Annotated in this window: 15 protein-coding genes; 3 read left to right on the plus strand and 12 right to left on the minus strand. The window is 39.1% G+C overall.

The genetic code is table 11. The features are described 5' to 3' along the window. Positions 1-2: 2 nt before the first annotated feature. Positions 3-836: a formate/nitrite transporter family protein gene (locus BMSHG_RS00745; RefSeq protein ID WP_019152516.1), complete on the minus strand. Its 834-nt coding sequence runs from the start codon at positions 834-836 to the stop codon at positions 3-5. 146 nt (positions 837-982) lie between these two features. Here BMSHG_RS00745 and BMSHG_RS00755 point away from each other — a divergent pair, with 146 nt between their 5' ends. Next, entirely contained in the window at positions 983-1,210 is a 228-nt protein-coding gene (locus BMSHG_RS00755) for a hypothetical protein (protein ID WP_019152517.1), read from the plus strand. Between the two features lie 116 nt (positions 1,211-1,326). On the opposite strand, the gene BMSHG_RS00760 is transcribed toward BMSHG_RS00755, so the two are convergent. The 3 genes from BMSHG_RS00760 to BMSHG_RS00770 all read right to left on the minus strand — a co-directional run bounded on the left by BMSHG_RS00760 (position 1,327) and on the right by BMSHG_RS00770 (position 5,098). Next, the gene (locus BMSHG_RS00760) at positions 1,327-2,442 is read right to left on the minus strand and encodes a cysteine desulfurase family protein (protein ID WP_019152518.1); all 1,116 of its coding nucleotides are present in this window, start codon (positions 2,440-2,442) and stop codon (positions 1,327-1,329) included. Between the two features lie 55 nt (positions 2,443-2,497). Beyond that, positions 2,498-3,721 carry an MFS transporter gene (locus BMSHG_RS00765; protein ID WP_019152519.1) on the minus strand — a complete coding sequence of 408 codons (1,224 nt, stop codon included), beginning with the start codon at positions 3,719-3,721 and terminating at the stop codon, positions 2,498-2,500. A gap of 327 nt (positions 3,722-4,048) precedes the next feature. After that, positions 4,049-5,098, minus strand: a complete 1,050-nt coding sequence (locus BMSHG_RS00770; protein WP_019152520.1) for a C40 family peptidase — start codon at positions 5,096-5,098, stop codon at positions 4,049-4,051. Positions 5,099-5,366: 268 nt separating this feature from the next. Between BMSHG_RS00770 and BMSHG_RS00775 the strand changes: the two genes are divergently transcribed. Both BMSHG_RS00775 and BMSHG_RS00780 read left to right on the plus strand, forming a co-directional pair. Beyond that, on the plus strand, positions 5,367-6,728 hold the full coding sequence (locus tag BMSHG_RS00775; RefSeq protein WP_019152521.1) for a cytochrome ubiquinol oxidase subunit I: 1,362 nt from the start codon (positions 5,367-5,369) through the stop codon (positions 6,726-6,728). A gap of 13 nt (positions 6,729-6,741) precedes the next feature. Continuing rightward, positions 6,742-7,776, plus strand: a complete 1,035-nt coding sequence (locus BMSHG_RS00780) for a cytochrome d ubiquinol oxidase subunit II (protein ID WP_019152522.1) — start codon at positions 6,742-6,744, stop codon at positions 7,774-7,776. Positions 7,777-7,813: 37 nt separating this feature from the next. On the opposite strand, the gene BMSHG_RS00785 is transcribed toward BMSHG_RS00780, so the two are convergent. From BMSHG_RS00785 to BMSHG_RS00820, 8 genes are all read right to left on the minus strand, one after another. Continuing rightward, positions 7,814-8,848, minus strand: coding sequence for a helix-turn-helix domain-containing protein (locus tag BMSHG_RS00785; RefSeq protein WP_019152523.1), 1,035 nt, complete (start codon positions 8,846-8,848; stop codon positions 7,814-7,816). Between the two features lies 1 nt (position 8,849). Then, complete coding sequence (locus BMSHG_RS00790) at positions 8,850-9,380, minus strand: sigma-70 family RNA polymerase sigma factor (RefSeq protein WP_019152524.1); 531 nt, start codon at positions 9,378-9,380, stop codon at positions 8,850-8,852. Between the two features lie 239 nt (positions 9,381-9,619). Further along, positions 9,620-10,645 carry an ABC transporter substrate-binding protein gene (locus BMSHG_RS00795; protein ID WP_019152525.1) on the minus strand — a complete coding sequence of 342 codons (1,026 nt, stop codon included), beginning with the start codon at positions 10,643-10,645 and terminating at the stop codon, positions 9,620-9,622. A gap of 105 nt (positions 10,646-10,750) precedes the next feature. Further along, positions 10,751-11,608 carry an ABC transporter permease gene (locus BMSHG_RS00800; RefSeq protein ID WP_019152526.1) on the minus strand — a complete coding sequence of 286 codons (858 nt, stop codon included), beginning with the start codon at positions 11,606-11,608 and terminating at the stop codon, positions 10,751-10,753. After that, positions 11,609-12,415: an ABC transporter permease gene (locus tag BMSHG_RS00805; protein ID WP_019152527.1), complete on the minus strand. Its 807-nt coding sequence runs from the start codon at positions 12,413-12,415 to the stop codon at positions 11,609-11,611. Positions 12,416-12,418: 3 nt separating this feature from the next. Continuing rightward, complete coding sequence (locus BMSHG_RS00810; RefSeq protein WP_019152528.1) at positions 12,419-13,204, minus strand: ABC transporter ATP-binding protein; 786 nt, start codon at positions 13,202-13,204, stop codon at positions 12,419-12,421. 162 nt (positions 13,205-13,366) lie between these two features. After that, positions 13,367-14,722 (minus strand): aspartate aminotransferase family protein, encoded by a 1,356-nt coding sequence (locus tag BMSHG_RS00815; protein WP_019152529.1) that lies wholly within the window; start codon positions 14,720-14,722, stop codon positions 13,367-13,369. A 103-nt stretch (positions 14,723-14,825) separates the two neighbouring features. Beyond that, positions 14,826-16,292 carry a CoA-acylating methylmalonate-semialdehyde dehydrogenase gene (locus BMSHG_RS00820; protein WP_019152530.1) on the minus strand — a complete coding sequence of 489 codons (1,467 nt, stop codon included), beginning with the start codon at positions 16,290-16,292 and terminating at the stop codon, positions 14,826-14,828. Positions 16,293-16,408 lie beyond the last annotated feature (116 nt).

Raw genomic sequence — 16,408 nt, forward strand, 5'->3', positions numbered from 1 at the left:
GTTTACCTCCTTGTTTTTTGTTTACTTTTCATTTCTAACAGATTGCTCCCCTCTGTCATTGCAGGTTTCAATGTTCCAATATAAGCAATCCAATACATCATTGCGACAAATATTCCACCGCCAATTGCATTCCCAATAAAAACAGGGATAAAATTCCAAATGTAATCCATCCAACTAAAATAACCGGCAAAAATAGCTGCTGGGATGACAAACATATTGGCAACAACGTGTTGAAAACCGATTGCTACAAATGCCATAATTGGGAACCAAATCGCTAATATTTTTCCTGCGATATCCTCAGCTCCGTACGAGAGCCACACCGCAAGCCCGACGAGCCAATTACAACCGATTCCAGAGATCAAGCATGTCCAAAAACTAGCTTCGATTTTCGCTTCAGCCATCGAAACTGTACTCGATAAATAGGGCTCAACACCTGTAAGACCGATAAGATGCCCGAAGAAATAGGCAATGAAAATCGCACCAACAAAGTTGCTAATCGTAATCCAAAACCAATTATTGAGCAGTTGTTGCATTTTCACTTTTTTCGCTAAGCAGGCAATAGAAACAGCCATCATATTTCCCGTTAACAGTTCTCCACCCGCAATAATTAGCAGGATCAATCCTACAGGGAATACAGCTGCGCCTAAAAAACTCTTAAATGTTCCCCATTCATGTGGTAACCCAGCCACAATTCGAATATCTAATAAATACCCCATTGCGATAAACGCGCCTCCTAGAAATCCTAATACAAGCATGTTTACAAGTGGCAAGTTCGCCTTACGATTTCCTGCTTCAACGGATAATTCAGCAATTCTTTGCGGCTGATGAAACCCCATTTCTCCGCCTCCTTTTCAATATAAAAATCATTTATTCATTTTCGAACATGATATTAGAATTTCATAAATGAGGAAAAAAATGCATGATGTTGAACAAAATTGGAAATGGATAATTTCAGAAGAAGTTGGATGGAAGGAGTTATATAATGAATATGGATAAAGAAATGTTATATCAACGAATCGAAACCATGATCATTTCATCTACCAATAGCCCAAAATATGTTTCATTCTCAACCGTTAAAATGGCAGATTTATTTGGAGTAAATCCGTTAGAGATTGAAGAGCGAGTAAATGAACTTTTAGAAGAAGGTCGCTTGAAAAAAACACAGCTTTCTGAGTTGCCTTCCTATGAAGTCTATATGTTACCTTCCTAAATTAAAAAGGGAGTAAATCGATTGTAAGCATCGATTTACTCCCTCTTTCCTGTTCAATATTCTTTTCTACTATTCTTTATGTCAAACGAAATTGATTTACTTTCAGTTTTATCTTCTCATCCCTTTTCAACTGCTACTAATGAATCTACCACTCTATCAATCTCTTCTTTTGTTGTATGGCGCCCAAGACTGAAACGAATGGCTCCCATTCCGACCTTTTCAGTCACACCCATTTCTTTTAAAACAGGCGAAAGCTCTACACTACCTGCGTGACAAGCGGATCCTGTCGAGGCGGCTAAATAAGGAATCTCATCTAATAGCTCTTGCCCCACTTTTCCAACAAAGCTCACATTTAATGTGTTAGGCAATCGTTCCGTTGGATGCCCATTTAACTGTACTCTTTCAGCGAATTCATTTTCTAATCTGTGCCAAAAATAGTGAGTCAGCTCCTGAACGCCTAAAGTCGTTTTATTCGCTAACTCACAAGCTTTTCCTAACCCGACGGCAAGTAATGTGTTTTCAGTTCCTGCGCGCATGCCATTTTCATGACTTGCTCCGTGAATGAGTGGTTCAAGTTTGATTCCTTCTCTTACATAAAGAGCACCAATCCCTTTAGGGGCGTACAGCTTATGACCCGCAATCGTTAACATATCGACATTTAGATCTGCGACATTCACCTCTACTTTGCCGAGTGATTGTGAAGCATCTGTATGAAATGTGAGCCCATGTTTAGATGCAATTTTTCCAATTTCCTTAATCGGTTGTAATGTTCCTGTTTCATTATTGGCATGCATTATTGAAATCAAAATCGTTTCCTTCGTGATCGCATTTTCAATTTCTTCTGGTGCTACCCTGCCGTATTCGTCTACTCCTACATACGTCACCTTTGCCCCTAATCGTTCAAGAAAGCGACAAGGATTCATAATCGCCGGATGTTCGATTCTTGAAGTAATAATATGATTGCCTTTATCGAAATTATGGAAACAAATTCCTTTTAACGCTAAATTATTTGCTTCACTTCCACCACTCGTGAAAATGATCTCATTTTCTTTACAGTCAATAAGCTTCGCAACCTGACTTCTAGCTTTATGTAGTAATTCTTTCACAGGTTTCCCAGCCCAATGTAATGCCGATGGATTCCCATAATAATCCATTAACAGAGGAGTCATTGCTTCCACTACTTCTGGGGCTATTGGGGTACTTGCATTGAAATCAAGATATACTTTTTCCATCTCTGTCACCACCTTTTCCAACATTATAACAAAAGAGCACAGTTAGATTGTGCTCTTAAGTCGTTTCAGTCATTACAGGTTTTCCTGTTTCTACTAAAGTTTTGTTTTTTCCTAATAAAAATGAAAGTAATACAAGAAGGATTCCCGTTCCTATAAGAAGAATTTCAATTTCAATGAAGTCTGCAATCGGACCAAAAATAAGCATCCCGATTGGCATCATGGAAGTCGAAATCATCCCAAATACTCCGAAGATTCTTCCTAAATAGTTCTCTTCGACTTTTTCTTGAACTAAGGTCATCGTTGGCGTGTTGAATATTGGCATCGCCACCCCAAAGATAGCCATAAAGAGTAAATAGAGCCAAAAGATTGGAACCACTCCTAATGCAAAGGTACAAGCTCCCATTAAAAGGCTAGCAAAAGTCATCGTGTAAATTTTATTTTTAAAGCCACCCCATGTTGCGATGATTCCTCCGCCTGCCATCATGCCAACGGAAAAAGCAATCTCAATCGCTGTTAGTCTCCATACTTCATCGCCAAAACTACGTACGACCTGTAACGGAGTTAAGAATGCAGCAGGAGCCATCAACACAAAGAAAACCGCAAAGAATAAGAAGAATACTTTTAAAAAGTTCGTCTCCTTAATATAAGCTAATCCTTCTTTCATATCACTAAAGTAGCTTGTCGTTTGTTTGACTGCAGCCTTGGCATGGACTGGAATCTTGAAAAATACGAGCAATGTAAATATCGCAATTGCTGCCGTAATGACATCAATGAAGAAAATCATTTCGAGTGTCGCCCATGTTAATAACCCCGCACTGACAATAGGAGATACAAACATAATGACAGCTTGGATACTTCCATTTATCCCATTGATTTTTGTAAGCTGCTCCTTCGGCACAATCTGTGGTAAAATCGCCCCTACCGCTGGTGTTTGGATTCCTGTCCCAAGCGCACGAATCGCAGCCATTACAAAGAGTAACCATGTCGCTTCATACCCCATTAAAAAGACGATCGCTAAAATAAGGGTAGCGAAAGCGATCGAAGCATCGGCTACAATGATAAGGATCTTTCGGTTAAAACGGTCTGCCCACACCCCAGCAAAAGGAGACAAAATAAATGTAGGAATAAAACCGCAAATGATGTATAACGTCATCATCATCCCTGATTCTGTCGTCAAAGTTATATACCACATGATCGCATATTGGACAAGCGATGATCCAAAGAGCGAAATCGTTTGACTACTTAAAAAAAGGATAATGTCTTTCTTCCATTTTTCCATTCAATCACAACCTCTACTTTATACGAGTCGCAAGAAACAACCCAATCCTCAAAATTATAGCAGATTTCTATCATAAGTATAGGAAAAATTTTTCAACAAAATGCAACAACAACGTTAAAAATAGTCGCCCATATCGAGCGACTATCTCTTTTTATTGAACGCTGATTTCGTAATGATTATGGCTTTTTCGTAAATGTCCACATTTTTTTCTCTGAAAAAAATCTGAGGCTGACATTTACCCCTCAAATGAGGTTTTAGAACACAGATTAGCACGGCACTTTTTGCTTACTTGATTCTCATTTAATAACAATGTTTGCGAAAAGAGCCTTATTGAATAACTCTTTTTGAAAATAAGTAGTTTTTTGACCAGTAGCTATTTTGCATTACATTTTTTGTAATTGCTACACCAAGAGAAGTTGAAGCATGAATCATACTTCCATCCCCCATATAGATGCCAACATGTGCGACTCTTCCATCACTATAAGAATCTTTTATAGTGAAGAACATTAAATCTCCAGCCTGTAGATTCGTAACCGTTGTTCCTTTACTTGCTTGGTCACGTGAAACCCTTGGAATGCTAATGCCAACCTGTTGGAAGACGAGTTGAGTATACGATGAACAGTCAAATAGTTTCGGCGCTTCGGCTAATGTTGCCCCAAATTTATATCCAGCACCTATATATTTTTTCGCAACCTCTAACACTTTCTGTCTTTGAGCTGCTACAGACGTTTGGTTCTTGTTTTTTACAGGTTCATGTTCTTTAACAGGCTCCATTTCTTTTGGAGTACCACCGTCAGGTAACTTTAAAATTTGTCCATCTTTAATAATGTTTGACGTCAGGTTATTTGCTTTTTTCAAATCATCCACTGTGGTGTGATGTAGGCGAGAAATATTCCATAATGAATCGCCTGAATGGACGACATATTGTTGAGCTGGTTTTTGAACTTGAATGGAGCCATTTGATTTATTAAATGTAATATACGTATTGAATATTGCTCCACCAGCATGCAATGAAATATAAGCTGTATTATTTATCCATCGAGGAGCTTTTATATTTACATATTCATTCCCCTTTTTAGCCTGAGTACCACCCATCGTCGTTCGAATTGCTGTAGATCCATCAGTCACTTCATACGTTAATGTCTTTTCTTCAAACTTAATACTATTGTATCCGAGAATTTTCGCTAATTGAACAAACGGTAAATAATAAACACCATCAATGATTATTGGATTAATCCCATTTACTATTTTTCCATTAATGGAGATCCCTGCTGTTGGCACTTGTTCAACCTGAGCGCTTGTGCTTAAAGCTCCGCTCGTAATAACCCCAAAAATGAATACGATAATAGCCAGTATTCTTAGTTGTTGTTTTCGCATTTTTTATCTCCTTTTGAAGTTTTATGTTGCAAATAAAGTTTCACAATTTTTAACATGTATCGTTATGATGTGTTTTGAGTCAATTTTTATTCTTCTAAATAAGCGATTTTTGGAACTGGTTCAGTTTTGAAGTCCATACATGATTTTCTTTGGTGCTTATAGCGATTTGAGGCTAAAATCCGGGACTTTCTTAAAGCCAAATTTTACATATAATTGATCCTTTTGGAAATAAATATGTAGACAACATTTTCTGAGAGGACGAACGAATGTGGATGATTTATTAATTGCACGGTCCTTATTTGGCACTACGATGGCCTTTCACATTATTTTTGCCACCATCGGTGTTGGACTACCGTTTATGATTTTAGTTGCGGAGTTACTCTATCAAAAAACAAAAGATCTTGATTACGTAGTTATGGCGAAACGATGGACAAAAGCGTTTGCTGTTCTACTTGGTGTTGGGATCCCTACCGGAACGATTGCAGGTGTTCAGCTTTCCTTATTATGGCCCGGATTTATGGAAGTGATTGGTCGGGTTATGCCTTTACCTTTTCAAATTGAAATCTATGCCTTTTTCGTTGAAGCACTGTTTATGTCCATTTATGTCTATGCTGCCGAGAGAATTGCACCATGGATGCGGATTGCCAGTTTAATATTCGTTGCATTAGGAGCCATAGCATCTGCCATTCTTATTACAAATGTCCACGCCTTTCAAGGGACTCCTGCAGGATTTCGTTATGAAAATGGACAATATCTTGAGATCGATCCGTGGGCTGCCTTTTTTAATCCGAGCTTTTTTGTGACCGCGGGCCATGTTGCTCTATCCGCATATGTAGTCGGCGCATTCGTCGTAGGAGCAGTTGCAGCTTTTAAAATTAGAAAGCAATCCGTTGGTTCACGAGAGTATTTGTTTCATAAAAAAGCGCTCCATTTAAGCTTAGTGATCGGCTGTCTCTTTGCTTTATTTACTGCCTTAAATGGACATTCTGCCGCACAATATTTGCATCAATACCAACCGGAAAAATTAGCAGCTGCTGAAGGCTTATTCGAGACACAATCACATGCCCCGCTTGCTATCGGTGGTTTTACAGATAAAGAAACGCAGGAAGTGAAGTGGGCACTTGAAATTCCTTGGGCTCTCAGCTTTCTTTCTGGAAACAGCTTTGACACAGTAGTTGTTGGCCTAAACGACTTTCCTGAAGAATATTGGCCACCATTATTTATCCATACCCTTTTCAATGGAATGGTTGGCATCGGAACTCTACTTATCCTAATCCCGCTTTTAGTTTTTGCTTGGAGGAAAATTCTCAAAAGGAAGACTTATCCAAAACCGTTACTCTGGACACTCGTCATGTGCGGTCCATTAGCTGTACTTGCGATTGAATTCGGCTGGGTGTTTGCTTGTACCGGACGGCAGCCATGGGTGATTTATCGTATTCTTAGCACCGCAGAATCTGCAACAACTGCCACAAATTTAGCTACATTGTTCATCTTATTTATTGCCGTTTATATTGTTTTAGGGATTGCCGTTGTTGCCGTTTTATTGTACTTCTTTCGAAAAAATAGTGTCCTGGATGATATTGAGCGGGCAGAAAAGAAGGATGTACCACTCTTTAGTACAAATACATAGGAGGAGCTAAGATATGACTGATGCACTTATTGCAATAACTGTTTTATGGGGATTTGTCTTTATTTATGCCGTCATGGCGACAATGGATTTCGGTGCTGGTTTTTGGTCGATGGTTTACATGAATAAAGAAAAAACACGAGCAACCAATATCGCCAATCGTTACCTATCGCCTACATGGGAAGTGACGAACACGTTTATCGTCGCCTTAGTAGTTGCCATTTACAGTCTTTTTCCAACGGCAGCTTATAGTCTTGGAACGATCTTACTTATTCCAGGAAGTGCAATTCTTCTCTTACTGGCATTACGTAGTGCCTTTCTCGTGTTTTCTAATATTGCCACAGAGTATAAGAAACCTCTAACCTATATTTCAGGAATTACAGGGATTATCATTCCAGGATTGCTAATAAGTGTTCTACCTATTACACATGGACAGCTTGTTGAGTATGAAAATGGCATCGCCAATCTGCACTTATCTAGCTTACTCAGTAGTGCAAATGTCTATGTTTTTATTGGGTTTGCGATCTCAAGTACCTTATTTCTTTCTTCTTTATTGTTAGCAGATTACTCAAATGTCTCAAATGAGCGTGAAGCTTACAATGTGTATTTACGAGATGGACGTTATTTAGGTCCACTAACGCTATTTTTTGCGATTTTCATTATGTTTACCTTGCGCAATGAAGCTCAATGGTTATATGAACGGATGATGGAAGATCTTCCTCTTCTACTGATATCTGTTGGATGCTTTCTGATTATCGGAATCGGTTTATATGCACCATCCTTTTTTCAAAAAGATGTAACAGGAATGCCTCGTTTGGCCGTCATTGCAGCCATTGCACAATATTTGATCGCAAGTTATGTATATGGAAAGGCTCATTTGCCCTATATCATTTATCCAAACATTACGATTGAGTCAGCCTTTACCGATCCGAACTCCTTTCGCGCTGTTTTCATCACCTATATCATCGGATTTGCGATACTTTTCCCAGGGTTTATCTATTTTTGGAGTTTATTTATGCATGATAAAAAATACTTGCGGCAAAAAGGATGATACGCTATGGGGCTTGTAACAGCCCCACCCTAAAATATTATAAATGGATATTAAGAATCAATGTATCAAATAATTTCCCATTAACATACAACAATATTGCCCATTCACCAGTCATTGGAAGTTTTACACTGGAAGGGGTGTGGGCATCTGCTCCGTTATTCTCTCCTCCTAGTTTTAAATTCCACCCTCCATTAAGGATTGGGTAGGCAGTTCTCTCTTTTTTATGAAAGCCAACTACCGTTAGTTCCATATTCAATGGATTTTCGATTCCCCATAGATGCCACATCCACTTTTGACTCATTTTAACACTGGGCATATCAGCTCCGATGACACCTGACTTATCTACGTTCCCAATCATATTATCCCCTATATCAATCGCTTTTCTCTCCCAATCAATTTGCTCAAAATCTCTTTTCTGGACAAATTCCGGGATATTTTCAGGTAGAAAAATAGGAGTAATTTCTTCGCTCTCAATAGAAACTATGACATCTCCATACAATTTCTCATCTAAATAAACCTCATATTTCCACAAGCCAGTATTTGGAACGATAAACTCCGTTGTAAATCTATTTAAACTAGAGTATCCTGGTGTTGGTTCAGTGATCTTTTGTGAAGGTAACACATTAATTCGCTCACCAGTTTCTTGATGAATGATGTCAATTTCAATCTCTTTTCCCTTGTAAGTATCAAAAGATTCTTTAAAACTGAATATATAACCAAAAGGTTTTCCAGCCGTTAAAAAAGGATCTGGAAAAACAGCAAATAATTCCCTGCCATTTTTTTTGTAACTATATCGAACCTCCCATTCGTTTTGCAACGTTTCCTGAGTTCCCTGCTGTACTCCATCATTTAAGATAACGTGTTCTTTTATATCTATAAAAAACACGAGTAAGAAAAATGATATCGCTAGAGATGTAAGAACGTAAACATGAAATTGAGATTTCTTTGAGCCGATCATTTTACTCTCAAATAGTGAGAACCTGATTTTTTCTTTCTGAACTTCAGTAAACCGTAATCCTTTATGTGTAGAAGAATCCATTGCTTTTCGAAGATTACGAAGGTTCTTCTCCATTTTACCTCCCCCTTTCCAAATTCGTTTTTAACTTTAACCTTGCTCTACTCAATCTTGTTTTGACCGTATTTCTTTTAATTTTTAATAGTTCACTAATTTCATCTATTGGTAGTTCTTCGTAATAAAATAATGTGATTACTTCCCGATATTTTAAAGGAAGTTCTAAGACGCAAATAGATAGATACTCTTCTTCGTTTTTCTTCATAACCCTCATTTCAGGGGTAACCTCAGAAGAAATGATACGTTTAAATAGATCAGGATTAATGATAACCTTTTTAAATAATGAACTCTTTAACATATCTTTGCACTTGTTAATCGTGATCCGATAAATCCATGCCTTAAAAGAGACAACTTCACTCATCTTGTCATATTTCTTATAACAAGTGATAAATACGTCTTGAACAATATCCTCAGCAAGATTCCAATCCTTTAAATAGTTATAAGAAAGCTTTGTTAATCGATCACCATATTGGTCCATAATATTTTCAAACCATTTATCCCTAGTTTCTTCATAATTTTTTTCCTCCCCCATTCTTCTCTCCACTACACGCACACCCCTCATTCTCACCTATAGCTAAGACGATTGAGTTCTACTTTGGTTTCATTTTTTGAAATAATTGCATATTCTATTTTTCGAGATAGTACAGCAAGATACCCTCCAGAGTAGCTAGTTTGCAAATTTATTGTAATAAATATCAACAACTGAGTGTAACTAAAAAAAAGCCCGCACCTACTGCTTAAAACAGAGGTACGGGCTCTTCCATTACTTTTCTACTCCAACGCCATCTCCATAATTTCATGAGTATAAGCTTCATCTAAATTGGCTGGTTCCTGGATAACCCCAAACTGATGGGCAATATCTGCCGTCTGTTTGAACATCTCGTCGTCAATCATACCAATATTTTCAGGAGCAAATCCTTCTGGTACAACAAGCTTCGCTACTTCTTCCATCATCTTCAATTGGTGCTCTCTCGTGCTACTTCCTTCTTCCGCTTCCTTCATGACCGCATCAACAGCTGCTTTTGGATCGTCAATCGCAGCCTGCCATCCTTTAATAGATGCACGAACAAATTTAGCGGCTACTTCCTTATTTTCTTCTAACCATTCCTTATTAGCAAAAAGATTGTCCTCAAGCATGGCTACTCCTTCATCATTCATGTCGATAACATTAAGGTCGCTTTCAGGAATGCCTTCTGCAAGGACGACATTGTACTCATTGTAAGTCATTGCTGAGGCGGCATCAATTTCTCCACCTAAAAATTGGTCCATCGTGAAACCTTGTTTAACAAATGATAGATCCTTATTTTGATCAAGTCCATACTTATCAAATAATGCTAAAATCTCGAATTCATTTCCACCCATCCAGTTGCCTACATTTTTGCCTGCTAAATCTTCAGCAGAGTTAATTCCAGCTTCTTTTTTGGACACTAACAGCAATCCACTCTTTTGATAGATTTGAGCAATTTGTATGAGTGGTAAACCTTGTTCTTGATGGGGCAGTAAGCTCGCTACCCACCCAATTCCAATATCAGCAGCACCGTTTGCAACCTGTTGTTCAGGGACAATATCCGGCCCTCCAGGAACAATCGTAACATCTAAACCTTCATCTTCAAAATAGCCATTTTCTAAAGCTACAAAGTACCCAGCAAATTGAGCTTGCGGAACCCATTTTAACTGTAGTTTAACCGGGGTTAGATCACCTGATGAACCTGAGGATGTATCATTTCCACACCCTGTTAAAAAAATCCCTGTCAACATTACTACTAAAATCATTAATCTTCCAAGCGTTTGCTTCACTCGCTTTCCCCCTTATATACTTTACTATTAGATGCATGACAAGATGATTTGAACTTTTTACTATATTAAGATTTTCGCTCCTGCAAAAAATCAGAATACCCTATCCTATGTTCTAGCTGAGGAATGCCATTTTAAGAAGATTTTCTCTAGTCCTTCTATGATTAGGTAAAAAAGGATTCCTGCTATCGCTGCCATAACGATGCAAGCCCATCCTAGTGGCATTTTTGCTACTTTAATAGAATTGGATAGCAAATAACCGAGACCTTTCGAAGAAAAGAAGAATTCGCCAACTATCGCACCAATCATGCTCGCCGTTGTATTAATTTTTAATGCGGTAAAGACGTATGGGAGACTATTGTTGACCCGTAGAAAACGTAACACATCCAGTTTTCTCGCCGCATAGGAATGCATTAAATCAAGGGCGAGTGGATTGACATTTGTCATCCCTTTATAGGCATTGATTGCCATCGCAGCCATGGTCACTACAACAACAATGGCAACACGAGAAGCAATTCCATCTCCAAACCAAAGATTCATAATCGGCGCTAAAGCAACGATTGGAACAGCGTTTAACGCAACGACAATCCATAAACCACCTTGACCCCATTTCGGAAAGACGGTTGCTACTAAGGCAAAGACGAAACCGAGCGAAGAGCCTATAAGCATCCCAAGAACAGCTTCAGACACGGTATATCCCATATAGGCTATCAAGATGTCCAAATTTTCGATGGTCGCCTCTACAATCGCTGATGGCAAAGGTAGCTGATAAGTTCGCAATTGTAAAATGAAGTGAAACACTTCCAATTGCCATAATGACATAAAAAGGATGCCCGCTCCAACAGGTAGAAGTACTTTTTGATAGCTATTACGTATATTTGCATTCCTCGAAGATTTCCCTACACCTTTTACTGCGACAGGCTGCTGGACCCACGTCATTTCTTTTTCTGCTGGTTTTCCAGCCATCTACTCATCACTCCTAATCTTTCGAAATTCAGGCTGCCAAGGAGTTACCAATCGCTCAATGAGACTGATGATAAAATAACTAATGATTCCTAAAAAAGCACCAGCTAAAACCGTGAGCCAAAACATATAATTATGAGATGGACCGTAGTATAAATTACGAAGCATGATCACTCCAATCCCTTTAGTTGCTCCCATCAACTCTACTAAAATCGCACCGGTTACAGCGAGTGGTGCAGCAATTTTCAATCCGCTAAATAAACTAGGGAGGGATGAAGGTAATCGTAACTTCCAATATATCGTCCAAGGCTTCGCCGCGTAAGATTGCATTAACTCCGCTGCAGTTGGCTCTGCACTGCGTAATCCTCTAAGCATATTGAGGGCCACTGGAAAAAAGGTAATATAGCCTGCAATCAATATTCGCGCTAGCTGGTCATCATGTACGATTCCATATACAATCGGGGCTAATCCAAGGATTGGAATCATTTGCGAAGCAACCGCATATGGGAATGTCAATTGTTCTACCCATTTCGATACACTCATCAGAACAGCTAACAACACTCCCGCTAACGCCCCAAATACAAACCCTAAAGTTGCATTGGCAAACGTCACCCAACCTTCTACTAATAAAATATTTGCATATCCTGGAAAAGTAGCAGCTAGTTCATGTAGATATGGGAGTTTTGACTGAGCTAAAGGTACTTCCAATACTTCGAGTAACAACCATGACAACAATTGCCAGAGAAGTATCACCCCGAGAAACCAGAAAAGTAAGGGTGTTACACGATGATTGACGACTATATTTTTCATTTGCTACACTCCCTCGAAACTATCGCGAATGTTTGAGATAAGTTCATAAAATTCGTAACTGTTGCGCATTTCCTTTGTTCTTGGACGAGACAAAGGAATTTCTACAACCGTCGAAAGTCTCCCTGGATGTGGTGATAGAACAAACACTCGATCTGATAAAAAGATGGCTTCAGGAATACTGTGTGTGACGAACACGACCGTGTTTTTCACTTTACTCCAAATGGATAGTAATTCTTCGTTAAGTCGTTCCCTTGAAAATTCATCTAATGCAGAGAAAGGTTCATCCATGAGGAGAATTTCCGGTTCTATTGCAAGGGCTCTCGCAATCGCGACCCTTTGTTGCATCCCTCCGCTTAACTGCCACGGATATTTCTCCTTAAAATCACTTAAACCGACTAATTCTAGTAAGTTAGCAACTCTTTTATCACGTTCATTCTTATCCACTCCCATCATTTCCAGTGGAAGGGAAACATTATTTTTTATTTTCCTCCAGTCATACAAGACAGGACTTTGAAAAACGATTCCATATTTTTGAGCCAATCGAGCTTCCTTTGCAGTTCCACCAGCCACTTTAATTTCCCCACTCGTTGGCTGAATCAAATCTGCCATAATTCTTAATAATGTTGTTTTCCCACAGCCAGAAGGTCCTAATAGAGAGACAAATTCTCCCTTACGAATATCAACAGTGACATTATCAAGAGCTAAAACCTCTGACTTGTCAGTTTGATAGCGCATGCTAACATGTTCCAATTCTATTTCTGTTCTAATATTTTGCGTTAAGGTCATCATCAATGCCCTCCCTGCTTGAAAAATGGTCAATTTTTTCATTAACATTGTCATGTTTTATTACATTTTAGCGTTGATTTATTTCGATTACATTAGACATAGTGTCAAAACTTACATGGAATGAAATGAATATTGTTAGTTTTTCTCACAAAAAAACTCCCCTCATTACATAAGGGAGTTTAATTCTTTAACTAACGTTTCGATGAGGAATTCAATGTCCTCCTCTTTTATATTTAGAGGTGGCGCAAGGGTAAGGACGTTATTAAATCCAGCTACAGTGGCTCCATTTTTTCCAATAATGATCCTTGCATCTTTGCAATGACCCATAACCTTGTTCACGAGCGCAACTTCGATCGGCTCTTTTGTATCTTTATTGGAGACGAGTTCTATTCCAACAAGAAGTCCTTTTCCTCTAATATCACCGACATACGGATTTTCCTTTAACTGATTAGCCAATGAGTCTTGCAAATACGCCCCTAGCTTTTTTGATCGTGCAAATAATTGCTCTTTTTCCATGATTTCTAAGTTCTTTAATGCAAGGGAACAGGCTGCTGGATTTCCTCCAAACGTATTGACATGACGGAAGTAATCATATTGTTCCGTTCCCTTGAAAGCATCATATATTTCCTTTTTAACGGCGGTTGCCGACAATGGTAGATATGCACTTGTAATCCCTTTTGCCATCGTGATGATATCAGGTTTTACTCCGTAATTCATGTATCCGAATGCTTCTCCTGTTCGACCGAAGCCGCAAATCACCTCATCAATAATCATTAAGGCACCATGCTTTTTACAAACTTCTTCGACACCTTTTAAATAATTTTCTGGTGGCATAATTACCCCTCCACCTGTAATAATTGGCTCCATAATTACTCCAGCCATCGTTTCGCTCATTTCCCATGTCATGATGCGATCGATTTCTTGTACCGATTTCAATTTAAGGGGGGGCGTCTTATCATCCTCTGGACAGCGATATTGATCGGGAGGGGACACCTTTAAAAATCCTGGTGCAAGCGGTTCATACTTATATTTTCTTTCCGCTTGACCTGTTGCAGCTAGTGCTCCCATCGAATTACCATGGTAAGCCCGATAGCGAGAGATAAACTTATAGCGATGTCCCTCTCCTTTTTGCTGATGGTATTGCCGAACGATTTTAAATGCCGTCTCATTGGCTTCAGACCCACTATTCGAGAAAAATATGACGTATTCATCTTTCAGCATTTCATTCAATTTCTCCGCTAAACGAATCGCAGGCTTATGACTTTGGGTTAAAGGAAAATATGCCATCTCTTTTAATTGATCGTAGGCGGCTTCAGCCAGTTCCTTTCGTCCGTAACCAACATTTACACACCAAAGTCCTGCCATTGCATCTAGAAATCTATTTCCCGTATCATCCGTGACCCACGATCCATCAGCTTTCGTAGCGATCATCGTATGAGCCGGTTGATAAGGCTTCATTGAATGCCACACATATTCTCGATCCTTCGTTTTATAATTAATATCAGGCATGATTTCGACCATTTTCCTTTCACTCCTTTAGTGAAAATGCGATATATTTGGATTGTCGTTGGGTATGCTGGTCTTGGTTACGCATCTTTCAATATTCATTGCGGCTGTTTGAGCATTAATAATCAAACCGAGACGTAATCATTTTTTTCTTCGTGTAAAAATTAACGCCATCTTTGCCATTGACATGGAGGTCACCATAAAAGGAATCTTTCCACCCTGAAAATGGGAAAAAGGCCATTGTCGCTGGGACTCCAACATTAATACCCAGCATGCCCGCTTCTGCTTCCTCTCGAAACTGTCTTACTGCACGAGCATCCTTTGAATAGAGCGTTGCCCCGTTTCCATAGCGGGACATCCTTATCAATTCCAAGCTCTCATCTAAATCGCTAGCTCGTAAAATACTGAGAACAGGAGCAAAAATTTCCTCCTTAGCAATTTTCATTTTCGGTGTTACATGATCGAAAATGGTGGCACCAAGAAAATAGCCTTCTGGTAACTTTTCCATTTCCGTTCTTCCGTCACGAATTAAACACGCTCCTTCTTCAAGACCCGTTTCAATATAGTCAAGTACTTTTGCCCGATGAGATTCACGAATAACTGGCGTAAGCAATACTTCTTCGTATAAGCCGTTACCAATCACCAGTTGATCCGTTTTATTCTTCAGAGCTTCAACAAACTCTTCACCTTCTCCAACGAGAATGACCGCACTACATGCCATACATCTTTGTCCTGCACTTCCAAAAGCAGAACTAATAATATTCTCAACAGCCTTTTCCATATTGGCATCTGGCATCACAACATGATGATTTTTCGCACCTGACAAAGCTTGCACTCTTTTTCCGGCAGCTGCTGCCCGTTCATAAACATACTTTGCGACCGGCTGGGAACCAACAAAGGAAATCGCCTTCACATCTGGGTGTTGGAGAAGTCCATTTACTACATCGTGTGCTCCATGAACGATATTTAGAACTCCCTTTGGCCCACCTGCTTTTGTAAAAAGTCGAGCTAGTTCATTTGCAAGCAACGGTGTTCGCTCGGAAGGCTTTAATACGAACGTATTGCCACAAGCGATGGCTAACGGAAACATCCATAACGGCACCATCATTGGAAAATTGTAAGGAGTAATGCCGCCGACAACTCCTAATGGAAAACGAAACATTTCAGAATCAATTTCCGGTGCAATGGTCGATAAAGTCTCACCCATTAATAGCGTGGGTGCTCCTGCAGCGAACTCGACACACTCTATCCCACGTTGAACTTCGCCATATGCTTCCTTATATGCTTTGCCATTTTCCTGAACAATGAGCTTTGCTAGCTTTTCATGGTTTTCGGTTAACAGATAGTGATAGTTAAATAGAATTCTAGCTCGCTTAGGTACTGGCATACCTTTCCAAGCTATAAAGGCTTTTTTTGCCTCAGCTACCGCATGATTTACATCCTCTTTAGTTGATAATGGAACTTTTGCCACCACTTCACCACTAGCAGGATTTATGACATCAGAAAATTCATTACTTTGTACTTCAACCCATTCCCCATTAACAAAATTCTTTAATATTTCCGTTTCCCTTTGAAGTAAATCCATTCATTCACCCACCTCATTTATATTTCTCGCTCAAGATACCTAACGTAGTTCCATTATCTGTGAGATAGAACAAACATACATTAGACAACCTGTAAAATCGTTCTCCTTTTTCAAAA

It is taken from the genome of Robertmurraya massiliosenegalensis JC6 (assembly GCF_000311725.1).
In the GTDB taxonomy this organism is placed as follows: domain Bacteria; phylum Bacillota; class Bacilli; order Bacillales; family Cytobacillaceae; genus Robertmurraya; species Robertmurraya massiliosenegalensis.